29 protein-coding genes are annotated in these 26,997 nt (G+C 47.2%); all 29 read right to left on the bottom strand.

Annotation, left to right across the window (positions count from 1 at the left end; genetic code table 11):
• The gene (locus DXD12_RS02730; protein WP_106999892.1) at positions 1-960 is read right to left on the bottom strand and encodes an ABC transporter permease; all 960 of its coding nucleotides are present in this window, start codon (positions 958-960) and stop codon (positions 1-3) included.
• Complete coding sequence (locus DXD12_RS02725) at positions 960-2,108, bottom strand: ABC transporter permease (protein WP_118637288.1); 1,149 nt, start codon at positions 2,106-2,108, stop codon at positions 960-962. The genes DXD12_RS02730 and DXD12_RS02725 overlap by 1 nt, the downstream gene beginning before the upstream one ends.
• On the bottom strand, positions 2,095-3,636 hold the full coding sequence (locus tag DXD12_RS02720) for an ABC transporter ATP-binding protein (RefSeq protein ID WP_117795413.1): 1,542 nt from the start codon (positions 3,634-3,636) through the stop codon (positions 2,095-2,097). Before DXD12_RS02720 ends, DXD12_RS02725 begins: the two co-directional genes overlap by 14 nt.
• 32 nt (positions 3,637-3,668) lie before the next feature.
• Positions 3,669-4,841: a BMP family ABC transporter substrate-binding protein gene (locus DXD12_RS02715; protein WP_118637286.1), complete on the bottom strand. Its 1,173-nt coding sequence runs from the start codon at positions 4,839-4,841 to the stop codon at positions 3,669-3,671.
• 13 nt (positions 4,842-4,854) lie between these two features.
• Positions 4,855-5,928, bottom strand: a complete 1,074-nt coding sequence (gene mtnA / locus DXD12_RS02710) for an S-methyl-5-thioribose-1-phosphate isomerase (protein ID WP_233430147.1) — start codon at positions 5,926-5,928, stop codon at positions 4,855-4,857.
• Between the two features lie 31 nt (positions 5,929-5,959).
• Positions 5,960-6,793, bottom strand: a complete 834-nt coding sequence (locus DXD12_RS02705; RefSeq protein ID WP_106999896.1) for a purine-nucleoside phosphorylase — start codon at positions 6,791-6,793, stop codon at positions 5,960-5,962.
• A gap of 1 nt (position 6,794) precedes the next feature.
• Complete coding sequence (locus tag DXD12_RS02700; protein WP_118637284.1) at positions 6,795-7,406, bottom strand: class II aldolase/adducin family protein; 612 nt, start codon at positions 7,404-7,406, stop codon at positions 6,795-6,797.
• A 4-nt stretch (positions 7,407-7,410) separates the two neighbouring features.
• On the bottom strand, positions 7,411-8,223 hold the full coding sequence (locus DXD12_RS02695; protein ID WP_118637282.1) for a DeoR/GlpR family DNA-binding transcription regulator: 813 nt from the start codon (positions 8,221-8,223) through the stop codon (positions 7,411-7,413).
• 1 nt (position 8,224) lies between these two features.
• Entirely contained in the window at positions 8,225-9,538 is a 1,314-nt protein-coding gene (locus tag DXD12_RS02690) for a hypothetical protein (protein ID WP_117795417.1), read from the bottom strand.
• A gap of 381 nt (positions 9,539-9,919) precedes the next feature.
• A complete protein-coding gene (locus tag DXD12_RS02685; protein ID WP_118472353.1) occupies positions 9,920-10,171 on the bottom strand; it encodes a hypothetical protein in 252 nt (83 codons plus the stop codon).
• Between the two features lie 531 nt (positions 10,172-10,702).
• Positions 10,703-11,218 carry a hypothetical protein gene (locus DXD12_RS02680; protein ID WP_106999899.1) on the bottom strand — a complete coding sequence of 172 codons (516 nt, stop codon included), beginning with the start codon at positions 11,216-11,218 and terminating at the stop codon, positions 10,703-10,705.
• A gap of 47 nt (positions 11,219-11,265) precedes the next feature.
• Positions 11,266-11,919 carry a hypothetical protein gene (locus DXD12_RS02675; protein ID WP_118293498.1) on the bottom strand — a complete coding sequence of 218 codons (654 nt, stop codon included), beginning with the start codon at positions 11,917-11,919 and terminating at the stop codon, positions 11,266-11,268.
• Positions 11,920-11,940: 21 nt separating this feature from the next.
• On the bottom strand, positions 11,941-12,258 hold the full coding sequence (locus DXD12_RS02670; protein WP_106999901.1) for a helix-turn-helix transcriptional regulator: 318 nt from the start codon (positions 12,256-12,258) through the stop codon (positions 11,941-11,943).
• 449 nt (positions 12,259-12,707) lie between these two features.
• Positions 12,708-13,076 carry a ribosome silencing factor gene (gene rsfS / locus DXD12_RS02660; protein WP_106999903.1) on the bottom strand — a complete coding sequence of 123 codons (369 nt, stop codon included), beginning with the start codon at positions 13,074-13,076 and terminating at the stop codon, positions 12,708-12,710.
• Between the two features lie 27 nt (positions 13,077-13,103).
• Entirely contained in the window at positions 13,104-13,685 is a 582-nt protein-coding gene (yqeK, locus tag DXD12_RS02655) for a bis(5'-nucleosyl)-tetraphosphatase (symmetrical) YqeK (protein ID WP_022359429.1), read from the bottom strand.
• Complete coding sequence (gene nadD, locus DXD12_RS02650) at positions 13,685-14,311, bottom strand: nicotinate-nucleotide adenylyltransferase (protein ID WP_117795776.1); 627 nt, start codon at positions 14,309-14,311, stop codon at positions 13,685-13,687. Before nadD ends, yqeK begins: the two co-directional genes overlap by 1 nt.
• Positions 14,312-14,361: 50 nt before the next feature.
• Positions 14,362-14,658, bottom strand: a complete 297-nt coding sequence (gene yhbY, locus DXD12_RS02645; RefSeq protein ID WP_022359431.1) for a ribosome assembly RNA-binding protein YhbY — start codon at positions 14,656-14,658, stop codon at positions 14,362-14,364.
• Positions 14,659-14,873: 215 nt separating this feature from the next.
• A complete protein-coding gene (gene obgE, locus DXD12_RS02640) occupies positions 14,874-16,166 on the bottom strand; it encodes a GTPase ObgE (protein WP_106999904.1) in 1,293 nt (430 codons plus the stop codon).
• A gap of 59 nt (positions 16,167-16,225) precedes the next feature.
• Positions 16,226-16,516 (bottom strand): 50S ribosomal protein L27, encoded by a 291-nt coding sequence (gene rpmA / locus DXD12_RS02635; protein ID WP_022359433.1) that lies wholly within the window; start codon positions 16,514-16,516, stop codon positions 16,226-16,228.
• Positions 16,517-16,519: 3 nt separating this feature from the next.
• Positions 16,520-16,849: a ribosomal-processing cysteine protease Prp gene (locus tag DXD12_RS02630; protein WP_022359434.1), complete on the bottom strand. Its 330-nt coding sequence runs from the start codon at positions 16,847-16,849 to the stop codon at positions 16,520-16,522.
• 5 nt (positions 16,850-16,854) lie between these two features.
• On the bottom strand, positions 16,855-17,163 hold the full coding sequence (rplU, locus tag DXD12_RS02625) for a 50S ribosomal protein L21 (protein WP_106999905.1): 309 nt from the start codon (positions 17,161-17,163) through the stop codon (positions 16,855-16,857).
• 312 nt (positions 17,164-17,475) lie between these two features.
• Positions 17,476-18,786, bottom strand: a complete 1,311-nt coding sequence (gene pepT / locus DXD12_RS02620) for a peptidase T (protein WP_106999906.1) — start codon at positions 18,784-18,786, stop codon at positions 17,476-17,478.
• Positions 18,783-19,328: a Holliday junction resolvase RecU gene (locus tag DXD12_RS02615; protein ID WP_022358599.1), complete on the bottom strand. Its 546-nt coding sequence runs from the start codon at positions 19,326-19,328 to the stop codon at positions 18,783-18,785. Before DXD12_RS02615 ends, pepT begins: the two co-directional genes overlap by 4 nt.
• 48 nt (positions 19,329-19,376) lie before the next feature.
• Positions 19,377-20,375, bottom strand: a complete 999-nt coding sequence (locus tag DXD12_RS02610; RefSeq protein ID WP_118637278.1) for an RluA family pseudouridine synthase — start codon at positions 20,373-20,375, stop codon at positions 19,377-19,379.
• A gap of 18 nt (positions 20,376-20,393) precedes the next feature.
• Positions 20,394-20,963 (bottom strand): O-linked GlcNAc transferase-like protein, encoded by a 570-nt coding sequence (locus DXD12_RS02605; protein WP_118472363.1) that lies wholly within the window; start codon positions 20,961-20,963, stop codon positions 20,394-20,396.
• 58 nt (positions 20,964-21,021) lie between these two features.
• Positions 21,022-21,786: an SDR family NAD(P)-dependent oxidoreductase gene (locus DXD12_RS02600; protein ID WP_118637276.1), complete on the bottom strand. Its 765-nt coding sequence runs from the start codon at positions 21,784-21,786 to the stop codon at positions 21,022-21,024.
• A gap of 67 nt (positions 21,787-21,853) precedes the next feature.
• Positions 21,854-23,896, bottom strand: a complete 2,043-nt coding sequence (locus DXD12_RS02595; protein ID WP_118637274.1) for a YgiQ family radical SAM protein — start codon at positions 23,894-23,896, stop codon at positions 21,854-21,856.
• Between the two features lies 1 nt (position 23,897).
• Entirely contained in the window at positions 23,898-25,367 is a 1,470-nt protein-coding gene (locus DXD12_RS15825; protein ID WP_347561356.1) for a pseudouridine synthase, read from the bottom strand.
• Complete coding sequence (locus tag DXD12_RS02585) at positions 25,367-26,893, bottom strand: RsmB/NOP family class I SAM-dependent RNA methyltransferase (protein WP_118637270.1); 1,527 nt, start codon at positions 26,891-26,893, stop codon at positions 25,367-25,369. The genes DXD12_RS15825 and DXD12_RS02585 overlap by 1 nt, the downstream gene beginning before the upstream one ends.
• Positions 26,894-26,997 lie beyond the last annotated feature (104 nt).

Genomic DNA, 26,997 nt, shown 5'->3' with positions numbered 1-26,997 from the left:
CTACCTCTTTCCTTTGTCGTAAATCTCTCCAAGTGCACGAGGAGCACGATTGTATTTTGAGAAGAAAATCAAAAGCAGCATTGTAACGATATAAGGCAGCGTCATGGCAAGATCCGAGTAACTGCTGGGCATCTGCATCTTCTGGACAAGATAATAGCCTCCGGATCGGGCAAAACCAAATAGCAGGCAGGATCCAAGTGTAGGAAGGATCTTCCAGTTTCCGAATATCATGGCTGCAATCGCCAGATATCCGTATCCCACATAGATGTTGGAAGAAAAGTTCGCTGAAATGGAATAAGCAAAGCTGATTCCAGCCAGACCGGACAGAGCACCGGATACAAGGACTGCAATCAGACGGATCCGGGTAACATTCTCTCCTGCTGCGTCTACTGCGTGAGGATTATCTCCACAGGCACGAAGATTCATGCCATAACGCGTTTTATACAGCACATACCAGGCAACAACTGCGATCAGAAGGATCAGGATCTCAAATGGATAGACATCTTTAAATGCGGCTCCAATTACTGGGATGCCGGAGAGCAGCGGAATTGTAAACCGTGCAGACACACCCAGAACAAATTTTTCCGAAGCTGCACCGAACACAAGGCGGTTTAAAAGTTTTGTAAAAAATGCAGTCAGTGACATAGCCAGGATATTGATCACGACTCCGCCAATGATCTGATTTGCCTTCAGACGGATACATAACAGTCCATATAAGAGCGAATACAGCATTCCACCTGCCATGGCACATACAATTGCGAGATAATAAGGAACCTGGGAATTGCTTCCAAAATAGCCTGCAGCCAGAACGGCTACAAAGGCGCCTATAAATGCCCCCATTCCCTGCAATCCCTCCAAAGCCAGATTCGTCACACCGCTCTTTTCGCTGTAGATCCCTCCGATTGCCATTACGAACAGCGGGATCGCAAAGGATAAACCATCAATCAGGATTCGTTCCATCAGCTGATCCCCCTTTCTGTCTCTTCATTTAACTCTTGTTTCATTCGATTCACTTTGTAACGGATATATACACCGCAGGCGGAAAACAGCAGGATCAATCCGGTGATAACGGATGCGATCTCTGATTCCAGACCGGATGCTGAATTCATGTAGGTACTGCCCTTGCTGATCACTGTGATCAGAAGAGATGAAAATATGATGCCGATGGGATGGTTTCCTGCAAGAAGTGCCACTGCGATGGCATCAAAACCGGTGCTTGGAAGGACGCGGGGCTGAATCGAACCAAAATACCCCAGGTAGTACGTCACTCCTGCCAGGCCTCCTAATGCACCGGAGAACATCATCGCCATGATCATGCTTTTGCCAACATTGACACCTGCATACATGGCCGCTTTTCTTCCAAGTCCCACGCATTTGAGTTCATAGCCAAATACGGTGCGATCTAACACGAACTTCACCAGGACTGCAGTCAGAACTGCAAGAAGGATTCCTAAGGGAATATCCATTTTCAAGTTTCCGACGGGTGTGTCCATCAGAGTCAGGCGGGATGCTTTCGAGACGGCCTGGGACTGCCTGGAAACCGGATTGATATAGTACGTGTTGATGAAAAAGCTGATCACATACTGGGCCGTATAGTTTATCATGATCGAAGATACGACTTCATTGATATTAAATTTGTATTTTAACCAGCCAATAAGTGTACCGATGAGTGCACCAACGACTGCTCCGACAATCAGTACGCATGGCTTAGCCACCGCTGCCGGAAGGGAACTATATCCGATCACCAGAGTTGTGATAAAACCAGAGGTAAGCATCTGACCGGAGACACCGATATTAAAGAGTCCGGCATACATACCGACTGCTACTGCCAGAGACGCAAAAAGCATCGGAGTCCAGGCATTCATATAACTGGTGAAGTCGGTCAGCATATTCTTATATCCGGCATAACTCGGTTTCGGGAGGAATCCAGCCCCCTGAAGAAGGTTACCATAGGCCGACAGAGGATTCTTGCCAAGCGAAAGAATGATCACAGCTCCAGCCAGAAGGCTTAAGAAAATGGCCGACATGGGAATGGTGATACCCTGGTATTTTTCATTTCCCAGGAGTCTGACAAGCATCTTTTTCAATCTGTGTTTAATTTTCAGCATTTTGGTGCACCCCCATCATAAATTCTCCCACTTCATTTGATGTAAGCGTTTTTGCAGCTGCTATTTTCTGGATTTCTCCATTATATATTACTCCGATGGTATCTGCACAATTCATGATCTCATCCAGCTCTAACGAAATCAGCAGGATTGCCTTTCCTGCATCTCTCTGTCGGATAATCTGCTTATGGATATTTTCGATGGCTCCGATATCCAGACCTCTGGTTGGCTGCACAAAGATCATCAGAGGAGACTGAAGTTCAATCTCTCTTCCGATGATGGCCTTCTGCTGATTACCGCCGCTCATGGAGCGGACAATGGTCTTGTTTCCCTGACTGCTCCGGATGTCATACCGGTCAATCAGTTCATTTCCGTACTGGGAAAATTCTGCTTTATCCAGTACACCTTTATGGGAAAATGGTTCTCGGAAGTAGTTTTTCAGTCCCAGATTTTCCTCCAGGGTAAAATCCATGACCAGGCCGCAGCTCTGCCGATCCTCCGGAATATAAGAGATTCCTTCCAGGGTTCGTTTGCGGATGGAGTAATTGGTGATATCGACTCCATTCAGAAGAATACTACCTGAAGCTGCCTTCTCAACTCCTGCAATCGCATCTGCAATCTCAATTTGACCATTGCCGGATACTCCGGCAATGGCAAATACTTCTCCGCCGTGGACAGAAAAGGATACATTTTTTACTACTTCAAAATGATCCTGATTTTTTACAGTGAGATTCTTTACCTCTAACACAGTCTCCCGGTAATGAGGCTCTGATTTCTCTACTTCAAAAGAAACTTCCCGTCCAACCATCAAATTGGCCATCTGCTTTGTAGAGGTCGTGGCGACATCTAGAACATCGATGAGCTTTCCTCTGTTTAAAATCGCACATCTATCTGCAATTTTTTTGATTTCCTCCAGCTTATGGGTGATCAGGATGATGGTTTTTCCATCATCTCTGAGGTTGCGGATGATCGTCAGCAGGGATTCAATCTCCTGAGGCGTCAGCACTGCTGTCGGCTCATCAAAGATCAGAATTTCAGCTTCCCGGTACAGCATTTTCAGGATCTCGACACGCTGCTGTGTCGATACACTTGTATTTTCGATCACATCGATCGGATTGACTTCCAGACCGTACTTCTTAGAAAGCGCCTCGATCTCCTGATCTGCTTTTTTTAAATCAACATAGGGAAGGATTCCAAACAGTTTGTCTTTCTTCTTTAAACCCAGAATAATGTTTTCTGTAATCGTGTAATTCTGTACCAGCTTAAAATGCTGATGGACCATACCAATATTGAGTTTTGTTGCGTAGCTTGGAGAATGAATCTGTTCTTTCTTACCCCGGATGAAGATCTCACCTTCATCCGGTTCATACATACCAAATATCATGCTCATCAAAGTTGATTTTCCGGCACCGTTTTCGCCAAGCAGTGCGAAGATCTCACCTTTTTTAATTTGAAGCGTCACATCATCGTTTGCTACGATACCTGGAAAACGTTTTGTGATGTGCTTCATTTCAATGATATATTCCGACATTTAAGCCTCCTCATTTTCTGGTACAGAACGTATTATTTCAATCCTGGGAAATCTTCCGGCTCAATTCCGTTAAAGTTTGCTGCCGGAACGATAGTTCCATCTTTTACAAGTTCATATGCTTCGTCCATCTTCTTCACGGTATCCTCAGACATGCTTTGACGTCCTTCCTCTGTTACATAACCAACAGAATCAGAATCTGCACCTAACAGAGCGTTTGCTCCCTGGAAACCTCCGTCTGCGATAGCATTTAATTGTTTCTCTACGTTCATGCTCATAACTTTCAGTACAGAAGTCAGAGTAATGTTATCAGAACCGTTAGCACCATCATCATACTGGTCTACGTCACAGCCTACTACTTTTACATTGCCAGCTTCTTTAGCAGCAGTAAATACACCGTTTCCAGAACCGCCTGCAGCTACAAACAGAATATCACAGCCCACATCGATGAGAGCTTTTCCAACAACTTTACCGGTTGCTTCATCTGCAAAGCTTCCAACATAGTTTCCACCTACATTTTTATTGGTAACGTCAACGCCTGCGTAAGATGGGATCTCTACGATCTCAACACCGGTATCATATTTCTCATTTGCGTAATTGACACCACTCTCAAAACCGTACTGATAGTTTACATTGCTTGGGTATGCAATACCGGTTACTACAGCTACCTTTTTGCTTTCAGACTCCAGTGCAGCTGCCATTCCCGCGAAGAAACCTCCTTCCTGCTCCTTGAAAGTCATTGCATAAATATTATCACATTCGATGTCATTACCCTCAGAATCGGTCGGATTCGTATCTACAAGGATAAAATCTACATCTGGGTTATCGGTTGCGATGGTTCCGATTCCGGAGAATTGGAAGCCCGGGCATACGATCACATTGTAGTCTGCAACGATATCAGCAACTGCCTGAATAACTGCAGCCGGATCACCGGTTTCCTCGCGAACCGGAGTTACGGTTGCTCCCGGATGAGACTCGATAAATTTCAGGATACCGTTGTAGTTATCCTGGTTAAAGGAGCCGTCATCTACACCGGATGGACTGGTCACGATGGCGATCTTTAAATCTCCATCAGCGTTCTCAGCAGAAGCTGCTGCTGTTTCAGCCGTATTTTCCTTTGTCTCGGCTGTATTATTGTTTCCACCGCATCCTGTCATTAACGCTGCGGATACTGCTACACCTGCTACAATACCAAATAATTTTTTCATCAATCTTTTCCTCCTATTTTTTGTTTTTGCCAAACATATTTGCAAGACTCTCCGTATACGGTGGTCTGCAGATTCCTTTTTCCGTTACAATTCCGGCGATCAGCGTGTGATCGGTTACATCAAATGCCGGATTATAACATTTGACACCCTCCGGTGCCATCGGTTTTTCATAAAATTTGCTTTTGATCTCTTCCGGACTTCGAAGTTCGATCTGGATATCATCGCCAGTTGCACAGTCAAGATCGATGGTTGAACTCGGTCCTAATACATAGAACGGAATTCCGTAATGTTTTGCAAGGATTGCAACACCACTGGTTCCAATCTTATTGGCCGCATCACCGTTGGCAGCGATACGATCACAGCCTACGAAGCAGGCCTGGATCCAGCCGTTTTTCATTACAATGCTGGCCATGTTATCACAAATCAATGTTACATCGATTCCTGCCTGATCTAACTCATATGAGGTAAGTCTTGCTCCCTGAAGAAGCGGCCTTGTCTCATCTGCAAATACATGGAAATTCATGCCCTGCTCTTTTCCAAGGAAGAGAGGTCCTAAGGCAGTTCCATAGCGGGAGGTGGCTAAGGGTCCGGCATTGCAATGTGTCAGAATTCCGTCTCCGTCCTTAATAAGGCTTAAACCATATTCAGAAATCGCTCTGCACATCTGGCTGTCCTCTTCCTGAATATCCATGCACTCTTTCTTCAGATATCCAAGAATCTCTGGTACAGAAGCATCGCTGTGGCTTGTCACTACCTGCTCCATGCGGTTTAATGCCCAGCTCAGGTTCACTGCCGTTGGACGGGAAGAGTTCAGATAATCCTTATACTCTCTGAATTTCTTTAAAAACTCATCGTAATCCCCGGTTTCAATCGTTCCGGCCAGAACATACATTCCAAATGCCGCACAAATTCCGATTGCCGGTGCTCCCCGGACTTTCAATTCAAAAATGGCATCATACAGATCCTTCGCCGTTCCAAGGGTCAGGTATTCGGTAACCGTTGGAAGCTTAGTCTGATCAATGATGGTCACAGCTTTGCCGTCTTCATGCAAGTACACATTTTTGATTGCTTCTGACTGATTGTCCACTTTATCATCTCCTTTGTTTTTTATTCATCACTCAGATCATTTTACCGATTCGAACTATGGATTCCGTAATCAGCTGTTTAAATAACGGTGCAACACGGTCAGCTGTTTCCTTCACTTCCTCCGCACTCAAAGGCTGATCAGTCATTCCGCATCCCAGATTGGAAATGCAGGAAATACCGCAGACCTTCATGCCCATATGATTGGCAGCTATGGCCTCGCATGCGGTGCTCATTCCTACTGCATCTCCTCCAAGTATCCGGCACATTTTTACTTCATGGGGAGTTTCAAAATTCGGACCGGACAGCTGGATATAGGTTCCCTCCTGAAGCGGAATCTGAAGGTCTGCAGCAGCACCCCGGATGATCTCACAAAGGTCCTTACGGTAAATCTCAGACATATCGCTGAAACGCTCTCCCAGCATCTCCTCATTGGGTCCGATGAGAGGAGACGGTACAAAATTACTGATCTGGTCGGTGATCATCATAAAATCACCGGCTTTGTAATCATAATTCACACTGCCGGAAGCATTGGTCAGAAACAAGACCCGGGCCCCCATCATCTTCATGAGACGGGTGGGAAGAACTACATCCTCCATGGAATATCCTTCATAGTAGTGGACACGTCCCTGCATGATTACGACCGGGACATCTCCTACGTATCCAAAGACAAATCTGCCCTTATGTCCGCTGACTGTGGACACAGGAAAACCCTCAATATCATGATAATCCAAAACAGCTTCTACCCGAATGGTATCTGCATAATCACCGAGTCCGGATCCCAGCACCAGTGCCACCTCCGGCTTAAAATTAATTTTGTCTTTAAAGCACTGATAGCATTTTAATAATCGTTCATACGCCTTTGTCATATCAGACCTCCTCGTATTCTTTGATCACAACCGGATGTCCTGAACAGAGTGCAAGATGATAGATCTTTGCAGCATCCTCCACATAAACACTGTTTGTATATGCTTCCGGTAATGTTCCGCCGATAGCCACGACACCGTGATTGGCCATCAGACAGGCATTTTTCCGTTCCAGGATTGGAACTGCATTCAGACCAACCTCTGCACTTCCCTGCTGTGCATAAGGACTTACCTCCAGTTTCCCTTTTAAGAAAGGAATCATTTCAATCAGTACAACTGGAATTTCCTGATGGTTTACCGCAAAACTGCTTGCATAAGGAGAATGTGTATGCACCACCGCATTAGCATGGGACAGGTGACGGTAAATCTCAGCATGCATTTTCCACTCGGAAGATGGCTTGTGTCTTCCTTCGACCAGATTGCCATCCAGATTAATCACTACGATATCCTCTTCCGCCATCAAACTGTAATCATAGGAGCTGGGAGTAATTACGATCCACTGCTTCTCACGAAAGTAAGCACTGATATTGCCGCTTGTTCCGGCCATCAGCTTTTCATCATAGGCCTTTTTCGCTGTCATCAGCACATTTTGTTTCAGTTCCTTCAAATCTGTCATAATCTTATCGCTCATCTCCTTTGGTTTTTGATTTTCTTTCCGCTTTCCCTTCCAGGACAGAGATCTGATGTGCCTGGAACCATTCCCATAGGTCCGGATTGGTTTTTCGGATGGAATGATCCACAACCACCTGACTGAGCTGCTCCAACTCTCCGATCACATACACCTCGTTGCGTCCGATCTTCGTATTGTCCACCACCAGGATCTTATGTTTCGCCTGCTTTAATACCTGACGACGGATATCTGCTTCTTCACGGGTGGAATCTGTAATACCTGCCTCCAGACTGCAGCCGGCACTGCTGACAAATGCATAATTGATAAAGCAGGTTTTCATCTGTTCCAGTACGGTCTGTCCTTCAAACGCTTCCCGATCGCGATTCAGCTCACCGCCAAATAAAATAAGACGAATCTGCGGATTCGCATCAATCTCCTTTGCCACTGCCAGAGAATTGGTCATGACGGTCAGCTTGCCGGGAAAATCCGCTAATTGCTTTGCAATATGAAGAGCCGTGGTACTGCAATCCAGAAAAATGGAACTCTTTTCGTGGATCCATTGCATGCAGAGAGATGCAAGAAGCTTTTTCTCTTCCTGCATCACCTTGCTGCGAACCGAGATGGGAGTTTCATTGCCAAAACCTTCGTTTAAGTAGGCACCTCCGTGAACACGGTTTAATTTCTCCTGTTTTTCCAGTTTTTCCAGATCCTTTCGAACCGTTTCTTCCGTAACTCCCATTTCACGGCTCAGATCCGTCACCATGACTACTTTATTCTTCTCCAGCATGGACAAGATGTATTCTGCACGTTCGATTGCATGCATATTATTGATAGTCCTCACCTTCCAGGTAATTATAGAAAGCGGTATTGCAGAAGCGTTCAACCGGTACAACTTCCAGGCCGTCGGAGATTTCCGTCAGTTTTTCAACAACCTCATCTTTATCTTCCGGTAAGGTAAATGGATGAATGGAATACGTATCGTTCGTGATTACGCAATCATAGATCTGATGATAATCAGTCTCCGGCATATCTGTTCTGGTTGAAGAATAAAGCGGCTGCCACCAGGATGCATAGATCAGGCCCTTTGCTTCTTCATTTCCTTCATTTTTCTTTGCGTACGTCTTGATTACTTCGTCAAAACGATTCATATCCTCAAGATTGTCGAACTCAAGCTCAAGGTCATATTCTACTGCATATACCAGTGCAAGATCTTCATATTCTTTTACTTCGTAGGTTGGAGTAGCCTCCGGGATCGGACCCCACTCCGGCAGATACTGGTAAATACTAATCTTCGGCTCAAGCTGAACCTTTGCTGTGATATTCTCGCTGTTCAGGAGCCCCATCAGCTGATGTACATGTTTGATATCAGAATGACCGTACTGTAAGGTCAGTTCCGGTAAAAAGCGGGCACTGTATGCAGCAGATTTTAATCCATATCCGGTGGTTACCTTGTTCTGTACAGCTTCTTTTCCGATCTCTGCCAGTTTGCTGTCATCAAATAAGATAAAGGAATTCCATGCCTGGTCCAGTTTCGCGTAAATGTCTGGATCATTTGACATGCCAAGGTAGTTTCTTGCGTCTCCATTTGCATTGGCAATTGCCATCAGAAGACTGATTTCATCCTCAGCTGTAAAGGCATCTTCTGCAACGACTTTTTTCGCAGTTTCGGAAGTGATGAGGCTGGTATCCAGAGCAGCAGCAACGTATCTGGCATATTCATTCGTCTCATCCATCTTTACCCCATATTGTTCAAGACGATCTTTAATCTTATCTTCCGGATAGCTAAGAGCAAGCTCTTCATAATCAGCAGCAGCCACAGCAGCTTTCACAGCAGAAAACCAGGTCATGTCCCCCTCGACAGCCGGTGCCTCATCTCCTGCTACCTTTTTCAGGTCAGCGGAAAAAGCAGCACTGTCCGGATCTTCTTTGATCTGTACATCGAAAAACTCTGCCAGGTATTCTGCCTCATGGGCATCAGCCTCTTTGGTTTCTTCCTGAGCTGCTTCTGTCTCCTGAGCAGCAGAAGTCTCAGCCGGTTTGGTCTCTGCGCCGGTCGGTGCTGCATCCTTTGCACCACAGCCCCCTACCATCGCGGTTGCGGCCATAGCAGCCATCATTACTGCAAGTTTTTTTCTCATCTCTTCTTCTCCTCTTATATGTATTTATTAGTTTTGCTACTAACTAGCAGCTGATTTATTTACATACATTATAAGCACCTTTTATAGGAAAAGCAAGTACTAATCTTTCTTTTTCTTTGTTTTTCTGTTTTTTGTTTTGTTTTTTCACCATAGGATGAGGTTTTCTATGTCACAAAAAGATCCCCCGAAAAATCGAAGGGATCTTTCTAGGAGAGCTGAATTGGAATCCGAGCTTCCAGTTTGCAAGTTTAAGTTCTGATTTAGCTAATCACTTGCAAAAGTAAATTCTGGCAAATCAAAATATCATGATTTTTATGGACGTTAGTTTTGCAAAGTTCTTCAAAACTGGAATTTACTATTAGAAACAAGTTGTTTTATGCTTCATATGCTGATATACCCTTGAATAATGTACTGTTTCACTTCAAATACGTGACCGTAGCAACAACACTTAAGCTTTCGCATAACAACAATTCCCGGCTCGCCCAGAAGTAACTCCAAGGATGATTTTCCCTCACTGGCTGCCACATATGCATCCATCTTCGCCTGTTCCTCATCCGTCAGCTGAATATGCCACCAATTATGTTCCTCATGGCATTTGGGACACGGCTGGTTGATTTTGTAAAGTCTTCCCATAGTCTGATCTCCTTTCGATTTTTTCTGCCCAACTATATCATCATCGAATTCGAATTTCCAATTAGCGGTTTCTGCGGATAACGTTTTGAGTCAAATTTTCGCTCAGACGTTCCTGCCTGAAATCATAAAGCGCTTTATCATAATTCCGGTTTTGGAATTCTTGTGACCCAATCCATTCCGTGTTTGTAACCCACTTCAGTACACTATTTTTGAAATTTCCAAAATGGAGCGATTTTAAAAAGTAAGTTTTGAGTTAGGTTTTGAACTCTTTCAGACCGAAATCCTTCTTACCATGAAAAATGGCTACGGAATTGCTTCCGCAGCCGTTGTGCCTGAAAACCGTACCTTGGCACCGTGATCCCTCACAGGTTTTTTACAGGGTGATTTGAAAATCTGCATGATATGCTTTTCCAAAGCCGTCTCCATGAACCGAAACACATAACCCGATAACAAATAACCGATAAGCGATGACAATGAACCGTAACCACTCGTAATTTTTTGTTAGAAGTATGCCCTGTACGGAAATTCTACTTAGATATCCACCTCAAACAGCACCGTCTGATTATAACGATCCAGTGCAATCTGCATTTCCATGATCGTATTGGAGATGCGGTCATATTCCTGCCGGATCAGTTCCGGATCGTAGTTGATATACTTATACTCCGGTGCCGAACCAGAAGAACCGAAGGAGTTGCCATAGACTCGCGTTTTTGGAAGTCTCTTGCGCATATCGTCAAGCACCGTCTTTCTCTTGTTGAGCTGCGCCATCCGGATTAGGATGCCGTCAATGCTCATTTCCTGAGCGCCGACCTGCACTTTTGCGGTGGCATTGGTCAGATTCAATGTGTGCTTGATAGTAAGGATCTTCCTGTCAATCTCATCAATCGTATTCGCAACAGTCATGTAATCATATTCCGGAACGACTGGTTCCTCGTTGACCGCAGCCACGTAAGTACTGGATGTCGATTCCTTGTTTACCCAGAATGCCTTGTCTTCTTCTAGGCTTCTCAGCATCTTATTTGCATAAGCCGATGTAATTTTCTGCATGATTTTCGCCTCCCACAATGTTCTTATCAATATAAATAAAAATGATCTCAGTCCCACAGATCCCAGAGATATCTGGTAAAAAGCTTCATTCCTTCTTTCATACACCGATCTCGGTATGCTGCCAGTTCCTTCTCCGCTGCAAACCATTGGTCCAATATTTCCTTGTATTCCGGCACATCGGACATGGTATGCACACAGTAATAACCTTTATCTTTTTCCTGCTCTTTTTCTTCTTCGGTTTTCAGCTTTTCACCAAACATCCCGTATTTCCGGGTGAAAGCTTCTCTTGCCTGATCATATGCTTCTTCATATGGATTTTTCCGGTGACAGGTTTCCTCGTTTGCCTCCCGAAATAGAAATTCCATATGTTCTAGGATCCGGTTCCATTTCCGCACATTCTCTTCTTCGGTTCCTGTGAAAGATCCCGGATATCCATGACCGTTGATACGTAGATCGTTGAGCATGTTGGGGATGATAACAAGAAACCACTGGTCAATCGCCCAAGCATCACGGTAGCAGTATCCGTAACGCAATCTCTGACAGATGCAGATGATATCTTCTTTCCAACGTTTTATCCATCCCAAGGGGGAAACGTGAATCGGTCCGTAAGTAAGAAAAACAAGACATTCCGGTTTGCGCATCTTACTTTTCCGTTTCTTTCGCAGAATATCATTTAACATAAATTTATGTTCCGATTCCATGTTTCACCGTCCTCTCCGCTATCATTTGTTTCTGATCCGATTGTAAATCATACGGCAACGGATGTCATTCAACCATCGGTTTAAAATTCCCCATAAACGAGGAATATCCCCGTCAATGACGAGGATATCTTCAATCGTAGTATGCAATAATCTACTTAAAATAATGAAGTTGTCGATGCTGGGTAACGATTTACCGGACAGCCATTTGTAAATGGCCTGCGGATTTTCAAACCCGAAAGCTCCCTGGATTTCCCGAATCGTATACCCTTGTTCCAAAAGCAGTCTTCTTATGCGTTCCCCTGTCTCTTCCGGCTGGATTGACAAATACATTGGTTCCATACTTTGCACCTCCATGATTCAGGACCGTGTTTCTTGATAACGTAAATATTCTACCACGGAAAGGACAGACCCACCAGTACCAATCATACTATAGCAGTAGGGAATGTATGGTTTTTCCTACCACTATTATATGATCTTTTAAAAAAATATCAATATATATACTTATTGCTTTGATACAACACTTCTCAATAAACAAATTGCGTTCGTTGCAATTAGCGTATTCCAACCTTGTAACTCGTTTTATTTCACTATTTTTGAAATTTACAAAATGGAGCGCTTTTAAAAAGTAAGTTTTGAGTTGAAAGGAAAACACTTTATCAGCCTTGTTCGCGATAGATGGGAAAACACAGATTTCAGGTTTTTCTCTCTTATTCGCGATAAAAGGGAAAAACCATTTGCAGGTTTTTCCCTTTCTGTTCGTGATATAAAAGGAATGAAACAAAAATCTATTACAATTCCTCCACATTCTCAACTACTTTTCCATCTCTCCAGATGCGCTCCAGATCATAAAACAGTCTGTCATCGCGGGAGAAAATGTGTACGATCAGATCGCCGTAATCCATCAGGATCCATCCGGCAGTCTGATAGCCCTCGATCTGACGGCACTCATGACCGGCTTTGCCGAGTTCTTCCTCTACATTATCTGCCATTGCCTTTACCTGGCTGGCGTTGCTTCCGTCTGCGATGACAAAGTAATCAGCCAGTACAGATACTCCATGAATATCAATGACGCGAATATCTTCGCCTTTTTTATCTTCCAGCGCCTTTACGGCAAGTTTGGTCAGCTCTTTTGCTTCCACGGGGATTATCCTCCTCATTATTTTATTTAAATCCTGTTAATGTGTCTATTGATGAACATGACGTTCATGATAGTATTCCCAGGTCTGTTCGGTTGTATCATCCTCTGCCGTGCCCGTTTCCTTTAAATAATTGCGGGTGCTGTCCAGAATCTGATACAGCGCTTCGTCCAGATCTTCAAATGCAAGACGGCGGAGCTTCGGCAGATTTGGCGCCTTATCACGGCGCGGTTCGATGTAATCGGCTACGTACAGGATCTTGTCTAACAGGGACATCGCCGGTTTTCCGGTCGTATGGCAGGCGATTGCAGATAAGACCTCTGGATCGGTAATACCATACTTGTGTTCTGCCATCCATGCGCCTAATTTTGCATGAATCACAGCCGGAGCCCGCAGTTCACCTTCAGTCAGTTCAATGCCATGCTCCTGGCATTTGCAGATGATAGTCGCATCATCATAGCGCTTTGCACAGTCATGGAGAAGTCCAGCCATCTCCGCCTGATCCAGATTGGCACTGTAACGCATTGCCAGAGCCATACATGTGTATGAAACACCCAGCGTATGTTCATAGCGCATCGGGTTCAATTTCTTTTTCAAATGCTTTCGTATCTCTGTAATTCTTTCGTCCATTACACATTTACCTCCTGATACAAGCCGTGCTGTTCGATATATTGACAGACTTCCTTCGGCACCAGGGAACGAACGTCTGCTGCGTGTCCTGCTCGGAAAGCCGCGCGGATCTCCGCCGAAGCAACATCCATTTCACGGCAGTGAAGACGCAGAATATGCGCCTGATATTTCTGGTTTAAATAGGAAATCTGCTCATCCAGCGAACGATCCGCCTCCTCATGCTCTCTTGCTGCCGCCAAAAATGTGACGGCTGGAAGAACATATTCGGGATGATACCATTTTTCAATGTCCATAATTGAGTCTGCGCCCGCGATAAAGAAAAATTCAACATCCGGATATTCTTCTTTCAATAAGCGAAGCGTGTCTGCTGTGTAGGTATTTCCGCCGGTTCTGCGAAGTTCAAAATCAGACAGCTTAAAATAAGGATACGGCGCGATCGCAGCTGCAGTCATTGCCAAACGGTCCTTTGCCGCTGTGATCGTATGATCCTTTTTATGCGGCGGGATCCTGGAGGGCATATACCAGATGCAGTCAAGATCATATTCTTCATACGCCTGTCTTCCCAACATGATATGTCCATTATGGATCGGGTCAAATGTTCCCCCCATAATACCGATCTTTTTCATCGTCATCCGTATCCTTTCTGTCAGAGATTCATTCGCAGAATGCAGCTCCTTTATTTTGGCAGAACGATCTTACGTTTCTTCTCGTCCTTTGCCTCTTTATAAAGAACAATTTTCTTGCCGATTACCTGTACTACCTGTGCGTGGGTACGCTCAGCCAGAACGGCTGCCAGCTCATTGCCGTCATCGACGCAGTTCTTCAGAATATTCAGTTTAATTAACTCGCGGGCCTCCAGCGCCTCTGCCACAGCAGCGGTCAATTCCGGTGTCAGGCTGGATTTGCCGATCTGGAAGATCGGATCCATGGTCATCGCGAGACCTTTTAAATAAGCTCTCTGTTTGCTTGTCATAAAATCTATCTCCTGTTAAAATTCAAACTCAGATCCAGTGTGGATTTCTGAGTTTGAAATATTGTAAATGTGTAACTATTCAGTAGGTCTGCGCATTTACTGCGCTGACCGTACGAAAACATGGACCAGCAGGCAAAAATCCCATTGCCGTAGGCAATTTTTAATGGATTTTTGCGCGTGACTGTGAAGGTACTGAACAGTTACGTAAATGTCAATTATTTATAGTAATCAAATTCAAGACCATACATACGAACTGTATCGCCCTCTTCGATGCCAGCTTCTTCCAGCTCAGCCAGAATACCGCTGTCCTTTAAGAATTTCTGGAAGAACTGGAAGCCCTTCTCAGAATCAAGGTTTGTGTAACCGAGCATCTTCTCGATCTTCGGTCCTTCTACCACATAAATACCATCTTCATTGCGTTCCACGGTATACGGAAGATTCTCGCCCTGATACTGGTATTCAAATTCTTTTTCGAAAATAACTGGCTTGCGGTCAACCGTTTTCAGCAGATCATTTACATGGTAAAGGAGCTCTTTTACACCCTGCCCGGTAACTGCAGAAATGGCAAATACCTGGATGCCTTCCGGCTCAAATTCGCGTTTTAAGCGCTCTACCGGGTCTTCCCAGTCCTCTTCGCCAGTATTGTAAATCGAATCTACCTTGTTGGCAGCAATCACCTGCGGACGCTCTAAAAGCGACGGATTATATGCTTTTAACTCCGCATTGATGGTGCGGATATCCTCAACCGGATCACGCCCCTCGACGGATGCCGCATCCACAACATGCACGAGAACCTTGGTTCTCTCGATATGGCGCAGGAAATCATGTCCCAGACCGATTCCTTGGGAAGCACCCTCGATGAGTCCCGGAATATCTGCCATGACAAAGCCTTGTCCATCCTGTAGATCAACCACACCAAGATGCGGGTTCAGCGTCGTGAAATGGTAATTGGCGATCTTCGGACGCGCATTGGAAACGCGTGAAAGCAAGGTCGATTTACCGACGTTCGGGAAACCAACCAGACCAACATCGGCAATTACCTTTAATTCCAGCTGTACCCAGAGTTCCTGTGCCGGCTGTCCCGGCTGTGCATACTTCGGAACCTGCATCGTCGAGGTCGCAAAGTGCATATTTCCAAGACCGCCCTTGCCGCCTTTTAAAATCACTTCTCGGCGGTTCTCGCCGGACATATCCGCGATTACCTTACCGGATTCAAAATCCTTGATAACGGTTCCTTCCGGAACCTTGACAATCAGATCCTCGCCGTCTGCTCCGTGACAGCGGCGCTTTCCGCCCTGCTCTCCGTCGCCAGCCACATATTTGCGGACATGACGGAAATCGGTCAGGGTATTCAGTCCGTCGTCCACTTCAAAAATGACATCGCCGCCGCGACCGCCATCGCCGCCGTCCGGACCGCCAGCAGCTACGAAAAGTTCCCGGCGGAAGCTGACATGACCGTCGCCGCCTTTTCCGGATCTGATATAAATTTTTGCACTGTCGGCAAACATAAATACCTCCTTCTGATCTGAAAAAAGCTCCATACAATCCGTATGGAGCTTCTTTATAATTATTCGTTAATTGTTCTCGGGTAAACAGAAACCTGCTTTTTGTCTCTGCCCTTTCTTTCAAACTTTACGACGCCGTCAACCATAGCGAATAATGTATCATCTCCACCGCGTCCTACGTTCACACCTGGATGAATCTTGGTTCCGCGCTGTCTGTAAAGAATGTTGCCAGCTAATACGAACTGTCCGTCTGCTCTCTTCGCACCAAGTCTCTTGGACTCAGAATCACGACCGTTCTTTGTGGAACCAACACCTTTTTTATGAGCGAATAACTGAAGGTTCATTTTAAACATGCGTTACACCTCCCTGAATCGAATTTTAATGTATTTATCTCCATAACTCTCCGCGATATCGGTAAGTCCAAGTATCAGCGAATCCATCAGGAGTTTTGATTCCGCACTTACAGTACCGGTAAAATGAAAAATAAACTGACCTGTCTTTTCATCCACACTGCCCTTAAAACCGTCATCGGTAAATTTCTCCACCGAATTAGCCATATTGACAGTCAGAACGGATACAGCCGCACAGACAATATCTTTGCCGTACTCATCATATCCAGCATGTCCCTTTACTTCCACTCCCGTGGTACATCCCTTGGAATCGGAGTATACGTCTACTTGAATCATTTCAATTAAGCGTTGATCTTTTCGATCTTAACTTCTGTAAAGAGCTGTCTGTGACCATTTTTCTTATGGTAGCCAGTTTTTCTCTTATACTTGTAAACGATAACTTTTTTGCCTTTGCCTTCTTTAACAACTGTTGCGGATACAGTAGCACCCTCTACAGTCGGGCATCCGATCTTCATCTCACCGTTGTTAACAGCCAGAACCTGATCGAAAGTAACAGCTTCACCTGCAGCAGCACCGAGTCTCTCAACTTTGATTACATCGCCCTCGGCAACCTTATACTGCTTACCACCTGTTGCAATAATCGCGTACATCTGATGGCACCTCCTATTATCATTACTCGCCAGCTATGGCGGCTTGCGCACTTTTAGCCTCGCTGTGCGGCACACTTAGATATTCTAGCATCGGAATATGGATCTGTCAATGGTTTTTTCTTGAATTTGGGAGAAAATTTCAAACCAGTGTTACGGATAAAGCTGCTTTTTCCAAGTCCTCATAAGTACCACCAAACTGTTCAACCCTTTTGCCTCTGTAAAATAAGCAGAAAAAAAGCTGGAAGTCCTGATCAACTTCATTTTTCAGTATTTACCAGAAAGAATGGTGAGGATCTCCTTTTACTATTTATTTCACTCAGCCAGAGCTGCAAACTGCTTTCCAATCTCCACCAGTATCTCCGCCGTCTTCTGAAGCGAATCCACCGGAATAAATTCATATTTTCCATGATAGTTATACCCGCCGGTGCAGAGGTTCGGGCACGGAAGCCCCATGTAGGAGAGGCGGGCGCCGTCGGTGCCGCCGCGGATCGGAACGACCTCCGGCTCGATGCCGCAGGCTGTCATCGCCTCTTTGGCGGTATCGATCAGGTACATGCACGGCTCAATTTTTTCTTTCATGTTGTAGTAGCTGTCCGTTACTTCGGCGATCACGGTGCCCTTACCGTATTTGCGGTTCAGGAAATCGGCGGCTTCGGCGAAAAATTTCTTTTTCTGTTCAAATTTTTCATGGTCGTGATCGCGGATGATATAATTTAACTGCGCCTCTTCTACATTTCCGCTCATTTCATCCAGGTGATAGAATCCCTCATAACCTTCTGTGTACATCGGATTTTCAAAGACCGGCAGCAGGCTCTGAAATTCCATGCCGATGAGAATGGCATTTTTCATCTTGAGCTTCGCATCTCCCGGATGGATGCTGGCTCCCTGAATCCGGACTTTGCCGGAAGCGGCATTGAAATTTTCATATTCGATCTCGCCGATCGGACCGCCGTCTACCGTATAAGCAACCGCTGCACCGAAGTCTTTCACATCGAAACGATCCGCGCCGCGTCCGATCTCCTCGTCCGGCGTAAATCCAATGCAGATCTCGCCGTGCGGGATCTCCGGGTGGCTCAGGAAATATTCTGCCATCGTCATGATCTCCGCCACGCCTGCCTTGTCGTCGGCGCCCAGAAGCGTGGTTCCGTCAGTTACGATCAGATCCTGACCTTTTAAGTCGGCTAAAAACGGAAATTCTGAAACTTTCATGACAATTTGTTTTTCTGCATTTAATACGATATCTTTGCCGTCATATGCCTGGACGATGCGCGGCTTTACGTTTGTTCCGGTTAAGGACGGCGCGGTGTCTATGTGGGAAATGAAGCCAAGTGCCGGGATGGTAGCTTTCTGCCCAACGTCGGATGCACCGTGAGCAGACGCAGTGCTAAAAGAAGCTTCCGCTTCTTGCGGTGCAGAGGTACTGTCAGTATTATCCGGAATGCGTGCAAACAAGTATCCGTACTTGCTCATCCGCACATCGGATGCACCCATTTCTTCCAGCTCGCGTTTCAGCTCATTGGCTAACAGAAGCTGTTTTTTTGTGCTCGGGCAGGTGTCATATGCCTCGTCTGACTGCGTATCATATGATACATATTTCAAAAAACGTTCTACGGCTGTTGTCATGAAAAATCATCCTCTCTTTCTCCTAAATCCCGGCTCAGCGGTTCCAGATAATGGACTAATATATCCCGGTGGCTTTTGATGCGCCACGTTTTATCCATTTCCTCATATGTAAAACTCTTTCGTCCGCCCTGCTGCATCCGCTCCCAGTATGCGTCCAGATGGAAAAATGGCAGGTAGTAAAGTTCATCCCTCTGTGAAAAATATATAATTAAGAAAGCAATCCCGCCCTGCTCTTCAAATTCCCGCATAAATGCGACCTGATGCGGATGGACGTTCTGCAGTGGAAATGTATCTGCCGCGCATTCTTTCGCATCAAAGCAGACCGGGACGCCCTGAATCGCGCCGATGTAATCGACGGTACTCTTCTGATCGAAATACGCCAGCGTGATATGGCGGCTGGTTTTATCGATCGAGACGGGTGTAATCGGCGTCGGGATTTTCTGGATCAATGCCAGCTTTTTCTCACGGTAAAGATCGTTTGTGTGGTTTATCATATCCTCCAGGGTTGAACCACGAAGTCCCCGGCTGTTCCAAGTCCCCATGTTATTGCTCCTCCACTTATTTTTTTGATTTTTCGCACAATTTAAAATTTACAGGCGATGATTGGCTGGGCGTTTTGGAGCTGATTTCATCATCTCTTCCATCCGTTTCATCTCCGCCGGCATAGGCGCGGTAAATTCTTTGCCCGCCAGATATGAAAGCGGCTCGGAGATCGTTTCCGGCATTACCAGCCGCCACGCATGAAGCATCTGCGAACGGACGCCGAAGCGTTTCTTCACTTCCTCATTGACCCGGGGATCGCCGTACTTTGGATCCCCGGCGATCGGGTGTCCGATGGAAGCCAAGTGGGCGCGGATCTGGTGGGATCGTCCGGTGATCAGATGAACCTCCAGAAGGGTATATCCATTTCCAGATACCAGCGGTCTGTATGCAGTCCGGATCGGTAGACTTCCAGGGGTCTCCTCTTTTCGGATCGACACCTGATTCGTTTTTTCATTTTTCGTCAGCCATCCCTCGATGCGGGCTTCGCCTTTTACGATTCCCCGCACGACGCAGACATAATATTTTCCCAGACTCCGATCCTTGATGACTTCGGACATGATCTGCAGTCCCGGCAGGGAACGTCCAGCTGCCACGATGCCGCTTGTGTTGCGGTCGAGGCGGTTGCAGACGGACGGCCGGAAGCACGCCAGGTCCTCTTTCTTTAATTTGCCGGAATCCAGCAGATAGTCGATCAGGTATTCGACCAGCGATTCATCCGTCTCTTTCGCTTTCTGGGACAGCATTCCAGATGGCTTATTGATCAGTAAAATATGTTCGTCCTCGTAGACGATATCGAGCTTTTTCTTTTGAACCTTCTGAATCTTCACTTCCGAAAATTTCTCGATCGTCTCCTCTGCCAGAAACAGCTTGATCTCATCGCCCTCGGTCAGATGTTCGGAACCGTCGCATTTTTTTCCGTTCAGGGTAATATTTTTCTTCCGCATCATTTTATAAATGAAGCTTTTTCCCGCCAGATTCAGATATTTTGCCAGCAGCTTGTCCAGGCGCTGCCCCGCCTCATTTTTAGATACTGTCAGCATCCGCATGGCTGCCGCCTCCCTTTTTTACATTGATAATCCTTTTATTACGCGCACACCGTACTCTACAGTTCCATCGTCCTCATACTCTGACGCCGGTTTCAGGCTGTGAATCCGCTTGTCAAAGGTGCTGCGTGAGGTCACGATTTTCAGGTTCGGATCCAGTTTGTTAGCCTTTAACAGTTCATTTAAACCTGCCTCCGCGCGCTTTACATTCAGCTTTGGATTAATGCAGTACACATAGATGCCGGTCGGGTGAACGACGGTCACATCGGACGGAATCACATCTTCCGGCGTCGTCAGGACCAGATCATAGAGAACTTCAAATTTTTCCTCATACGGCATATATGCCTCGTGAAACGCCTGCTCCGGCGTATGGTATTTGAAAATGGCAATCAGCGGGGAAGCAAGATTCGCCGCCGGAAGGACCGTGACGATCGCCATGACCGTCAGAATTTTTTTGATGGAATCATTGTCTGTAAAAGATCGCCCAACCAGCTGTGCGATGATAAATAATGCCAGAAGTGCGATGATAAAAAGCTGTTTCCGCTTGAAATGATTGCGGTAGCCGTAATCGCCTTTTTTTATTTTTTTCACGTTGTAAAAATCCTTTCTATCATGATTTCTATTGAATGATACTAACTTTTTGTCTGGTTTAATGGTTTAGCACCTGCATCGCGCGCAGAATCCATTCATGCGGCACTACCTTGCAGAGCACAAAGAATGCCCTCATCCATACGCCGTAAACCGACACGCTTTTTCCCGCCATGCAGTCGCGGATGGCAAGTTTTACAACTTTGTTCGGATCTGCCATCACCAGGCGCTTATAGAGTGGAATTTCTCCGGTTGTCTCGGCAATGTCGAAAAACTCGGTTTTGACCGGTCCGGGGCAGACCGCCGTCACACCGATTCTGCGCGGACGGAGTTCTTCCCGCAGGGCGCGGGTGTAGCTTAAAACAAATGCCTTGGTTGCTGCATAGATGGCAAATCCTGGCTGCGGCAGAAAGGACGCTGCCGACGCGAACTGGAGAAGCCGACTGTTTTCGCTCATATAGGGAAGCACCATATGCGTGACCGCGCACAGCGCCCCGCAGTTGAGTTCTACCATTCCCGTTTCATCGTCAAGCGGCAGGTTCCCGACTGTTCCGATTTTACCAAAGCCGGAAGCATTTACCAGGATCTTTACGTTGGGCTTGCGCGCCGCCAGCTCGTTTTCCAGCGTCTCGCGCTGGGATGCATCCGTCAAATCGATGGAAAAACAACGCGCCGGGATCGGCAGCGTCCGTTCCAGCTCCTGCATCCGGTCCATCCGGCGGGCAATCAGCCAGACTTCCTGGAGTCCCGAAAAGCGATCCGCCAGCTGTCTGGCTGCCTCGCGCCCCATGCCGGAAGAGGCACCTGTAATTATCGCAATTTTCATGAGAAATTCCTCCCGTCTCAAGTATGTACTCTCGGAGTCGTTCCTGCATTCCGAGAGTACATGAGTTTTATTTCTTCTTGTGCACGTTCCGGATGGCTTTTTTCTTTCCGCTGCCACTGCTCTTTCCAACACCAGCGCTGCCAAATCCCCCCGCATTTCGTCCATTTCCATTTATGCCGGTCTGTTTGTGCCCGGTCATACCGCCCACAGCCGGTCTTTTGGCGTCTTTTGCACGATTGGCAGCAGCCGGTTTTGCCGTCTGGCTGCCATGATGCGCCCCTTTATATCCGCCAGCCGCGAAATCGCGTCCTTTGATCTGCCGCGGACGGATCAGGCATTTCTTATCAAAACCGATCAGATCCGTTCTGCCTGCCAGACGGAGTGCTTCCAGCACCAGATCATAGTTTTTCGGATTGCGGTACTGGATCAACGCACGCTGCATCGCTTTCTCATGCGGGTTGGTCGGCACGTACACCTTTTCCATCGTGCGCGGATCATATCCCGTGTAATACATACACGTAGACAGTGTGGATGGCGTCGGATAGAAATCCTGCACCTGCTCCGGCATGTAGCCGAGGTCGCGCAGATATTCTGCCAGTTCGATCGCCTCCTTGAGCGTGGAACCTGGATGGGAGGACATCAGGTACGGAACGAGGTACTGCTTCATTCCCAGCGAGTCATTCATCGCTGCATATTCCTTCATGAACTGGCGGTAAACCTTATTCTCCGGTTTTCCCATCCGTTTTAATACATTATCCGATATATGTTCCGGCGCTACCTTGAGCTGTCCGCTGACATGGTACTGACAAAGCTCCCGCAAGAATGCCCGGTTTTTCTCCGCCAGCAGATAATCGAAACGGATGCCCGAACGGATGAAAACTTTTTTTACCTTCGGAATCGCCCGCAGCTTCTTTAACAGGGAAATATAGTCGCTGTGATCGGCATTCATGTTTTTGCACGGCTGCGGGAACAGGCACTGTTTGTGCGGACAGGCACCGTAGGTCATCTGTTTTTCGCATGCCGGGTGCCGGAAGTTTGCGGTCGGACCGCCGACATCGTGGATGTACCCCTTGAAATCCGGTTCCTGGGTCAAAAGTTCTGCTTCCTGAATAATTGATTCATGGCTGCGGGTCTGCACGATGCGTCCCTGATGGAAGGTCAGCGCACAGAAGCTGCATCCGCCGAAGCATCCGCGGTTGCTGATCAGGCTGAATTTTACTTCCGTGATCGCTGGAATACCACCCGCTGCATCGTAACACGGATGCCAGGTTCTCATGTATGGAAGTGCGTAGACATCGTCCATCTCTTCCTGCGTCAACGGCTTCGCCGCCGGATTCTGGACCACATAGAGGCGGTCGCTGTACGGCTCAACGAGACGTTTTCCTGAAAATGGATCCGTATTGCTGTACTGGGTGTAAAAACTTTCCGCATACGTCTTTTTATCAGAGGAAACCTCGCGGTAAGACGGCAGACGGATTTCATCGTAAACGGAATTCAGATTGTCTGCCTTATAAACGGTTCCTTCAATGAAGGTAATATCCTTCGCCTCGATGCCGCTGGCCAGTGCATCCGCGATCTCCACGATCGAGCGCTCACCCATTCCGTAGGAAATCAGATCTGCCTGGGAATCCAGCAGAATGGACCGTTTCGTTTTTCCGGACCAGTAATCATAATGTGCCAGACGCCGCAGGCTGGCTTCGATACCGCCGAGAATGATCGGCTTTTTCGACCAGGTGCGGATCAGGTTAGAATAGACTATCGTCGCATAATCCGGACGTTTTCCCATCTCGCCGCCCGGTGTGTAGGAATCCTTTGCGCGGCGCTTTTTGGAAACAGAGTAATGGTTCACCATCGAATCCATATTTCCGGCGCTCACAAGCCATCCGAGACGCGGCTCACCCAGAATCCGGATGGATTCCTGATTCTTCCAGTCCGGCTGGGCGATGATGCCTACTTTATAGCCGTGCGCTTCGAGCATACGGCTGATGATCGCGTGGCCGAATGACGGGTGATCGACATACGCATCCCCGCACACGTAGACAAAATCGCAGCTCTCCCAGCCGCGCTTGTCCATATCCGCCCTGCAGATCGGTAAAAAATCATGTATCATTTTATCTTGCCCCCTGTATCAGTTCCCGGTAGTCCCGGATATAAAAATCAGCTAATTCTTTCTTTTCTTCGGTCATGGAAAGTGAAAATACGTCCTCGACCGCGCCAACGCGCATACCAGCCCGTTTTCCAGCCAGAATCCCCGCCGGGACATCCTCAAATACCAGACATTTTTCCGGCTGTACGCCCAGATCCGCCGCCACCTTCAGATAGATATCCGGCGCCGGTTTTCCTGCCGCCACCTCACAGGCAGTTGCCACCACACCGAAATAGGAACGGATATCCAGAGAATCCAGCACGGCTGCTACCATATCCTGTGCATTGCTCGTTGCAATTCCCATGCGGATTCCTTTTTTCTTTAAAAATGAAAGAAATTCCGCAACACCTGATTTCAGCGGTACCTCATGGCGGTATTTATCGATCGACATTTCAATCCAGATCGCCTTGATCTCATCCAGGGTCATCGGCAGCTGGAAGCGATCTTTAAAATAGATTGCTGTCTCGGAAAAGCTCATGCCCTCGATCACCTTCTCAAGATCTTCCGGACAGTCATAGCCGTAACGCTTTAAAAATTCCACATCGATCGCTTTCCACATCCACATGGAATCGACCAGGGTGCCGTCGAGATCGAAGAGGACGGCGTCTACTGTGTTCCAGTTGATTTCAGGAGGTGTGTTATTTTGGGTGTCTGACAAATTTTCGTCATTCGATACACAATTTTGTGAGGTTAGCATTCTTTCTTTTAACGCTCTAATTTCATCTTCCGTCAGCGCCCGGTACTCTCCCGTCGCCAGTGCCTCATCCAGGGCAAGCGGTCCCATCGAAAGGCGTTTCAGGTAAATGACTTCGCCGCCCTCTGCCTCAAACATCCGCTTTACCTGATGAAATTTTCCTTCATGGATGGTCAGGCGCGCCTCGCAGAGGTCTTCTCCTGCGTCGTTCCATTTTTTCTCGATCACAAGCTCTGCCGGCCGTACCGATGTGCCATCCTTCAGCGTCAGTCCTGCCTGAAAGCGCGCTTCGATTCCTTCTTTCAGTGTTCCCTTTACGCGTGCAAAATAGACCTTATCCACGTGTTTTTTCGGTGCCAGAAGCTCATGCGCCAGCGCACCGTCGTTTGTGATGAGAAGCAGTCCTTCCGTATCAATATCGAGGCGTCCGACCGGGAAGAGGTCTTTTCGCTTTGCTTCATCAATAAGGTCAATGACAGTCTGATAGCGCCCGTCTTCCGTTGCGGAAACGACGCCCTGCGGTTTATTTAACATATAATATTCCGTGTCTGCCCAGCCAACCGGCTGTCCATCCAGTGTAACCCGGGTTTCGTCCGGGAATATTTTCCGGTCAGACTCGCGGCAGACGGTTCCATCGACCAGAACCCGCCCTTTGCGGATCATCTCTTTTACCTGACTGCGCGTTCCCTGCTTCATCTCTGCCAGGAAACGGTCTAAACGTATACTTTTACCCTGTCTCATCACTGCCACCTCCATCCGGGATTGTATTTATTTTTAAGCTGACCGCCCCGTTTCTGCGCCCAGCCAAGCGGAAATCCATCCACACAGATTAGTACAAGACCATCTGCTGCCTCTTCCTCTGCGGCTGTCAATGTCTCGCCCTTTAAATAGCGGATCGTGCGCTCATCCGAGGCATTAAAATTTAAGTAATTTACAAATTCCTGCATCCGCAGGTTCATTGCCAGCGCCTGGGATGGTTCAAACCGCCCTTTTTTCAGTTCTCCGAGCAGAAGTCCGGTACGCAGACAGCGGAGCGGCTTAAAATAACGTGTATTGTCGCCTGCCAGCGCTGCCGGGAGGTAATAGATGCGCTCGCCGTCACGGTAGAATTGCTCCGGATTCCAGGTTCTTACCGGAAGCTGGCGCAGAAGATCGAACAGGGGGGAAAAGTCCTCGGCTGTCTGGTTTTGCATCCCGTTTTTTCCTTTTCTAAATGTTTTCCCTTCCGTTTTTCCAGAAGCCATCTGTCTGGACTTACCATCTTGCGCCACACGGCACAACCGCGCTTCTATTTTCTCTACCGAAAGTGGAGCGCTCAATGCTTTCGCACCAGCATTTTCCAAATCCCTGACATTTGCGTCTGGTTTCTCCGTCCGCTTCTCCAACAGCGCAACAAAATGTCCTTCGCCCTCCAGACGGTGCGGAAACAATCTCAGACAGCCCTCAATGCCACGGCTTCCCTCAAAGCCATATTCCGGTTTCTGCGGCACGACCGCCATCTGCGGATATTTCTCCAGAATATACTCGATCGTTCCCTCGTCCTCGTCCCTGTCAAAGGTACAGGTCGAATAAACCAGTTTCCCGCCCGGCGCAAGCATCTGCACGGCACAGTCGAGAATCTGGCGCTGCAGCGGCGCATAATAATCGGGACCTTTTTCGTTCCAGCTCTTTACCATCGACGGATCGCGGCGGAACATACCTTCGCCGGAGCACGGCGCATCGACCAGAATCTTATCAAAAAACTCCGGCAGGATGCCAGCCATTTTTTCCGGTGCCTCGCTCGTTACACAGATATTTCCCGCTCCGAACATTTCCAGATTTTTAAGAAGCGCTTTTGCGCGCGAATTGCTGATATCATTGGAAAACAGGACACCTGTACCGGCTAATTTCGCCGCCAGCTCCGTACTTTTACCGCCCGGTGCCGCGCACAAATCCAGAACCCGGTCGCCCGGCTTGATCGGCAGCCATGCCGCCGGTGCCATCGCACTCGGTTCCTGCAAATAGTAGAGTCCCGCGTAGTACCACGGATGCCTGGATGGGCGTTCGCCCTGATAATAAAAACCGTTCTTCGTCCACGGCACTGGTTTCAAATTCCAGTCCGCCGTCTGTGCCATCTCTAAAAACTGTTCCGGTGTCAGCCTGCCCGTGTTGACGCGCAGCCCTGAACGCGGCTCTTCCTCATACGAAGCCAGATACTCCGGGTATTCCTCCCCCAGAAATTGTTTCATTTTTTCAAGAAATTCTTCCGGCAGTTCTCGGTAATCCAATCGTTTTCCTCCTGTTTTTGTCTATTGCTCTGTATATCCATTTATAATCGTGATTCTAAAGACTTTTTCTTCGCGCTCATTCGTTCTTTCTTTGTTCGGTATGC

The sequence above is a fragment of the Clostridium sp. TF11-13AC genome, assembly GCF_003481065.1.
GTDB lineage: Bacteria > Bacillota > Clostridia > Lachnospirales > Lachnospiraceae > Otoolea > Otoolea fessa.
This window is presented reverse-complemented; position numbering and strand designations above follow the sequence as displayed.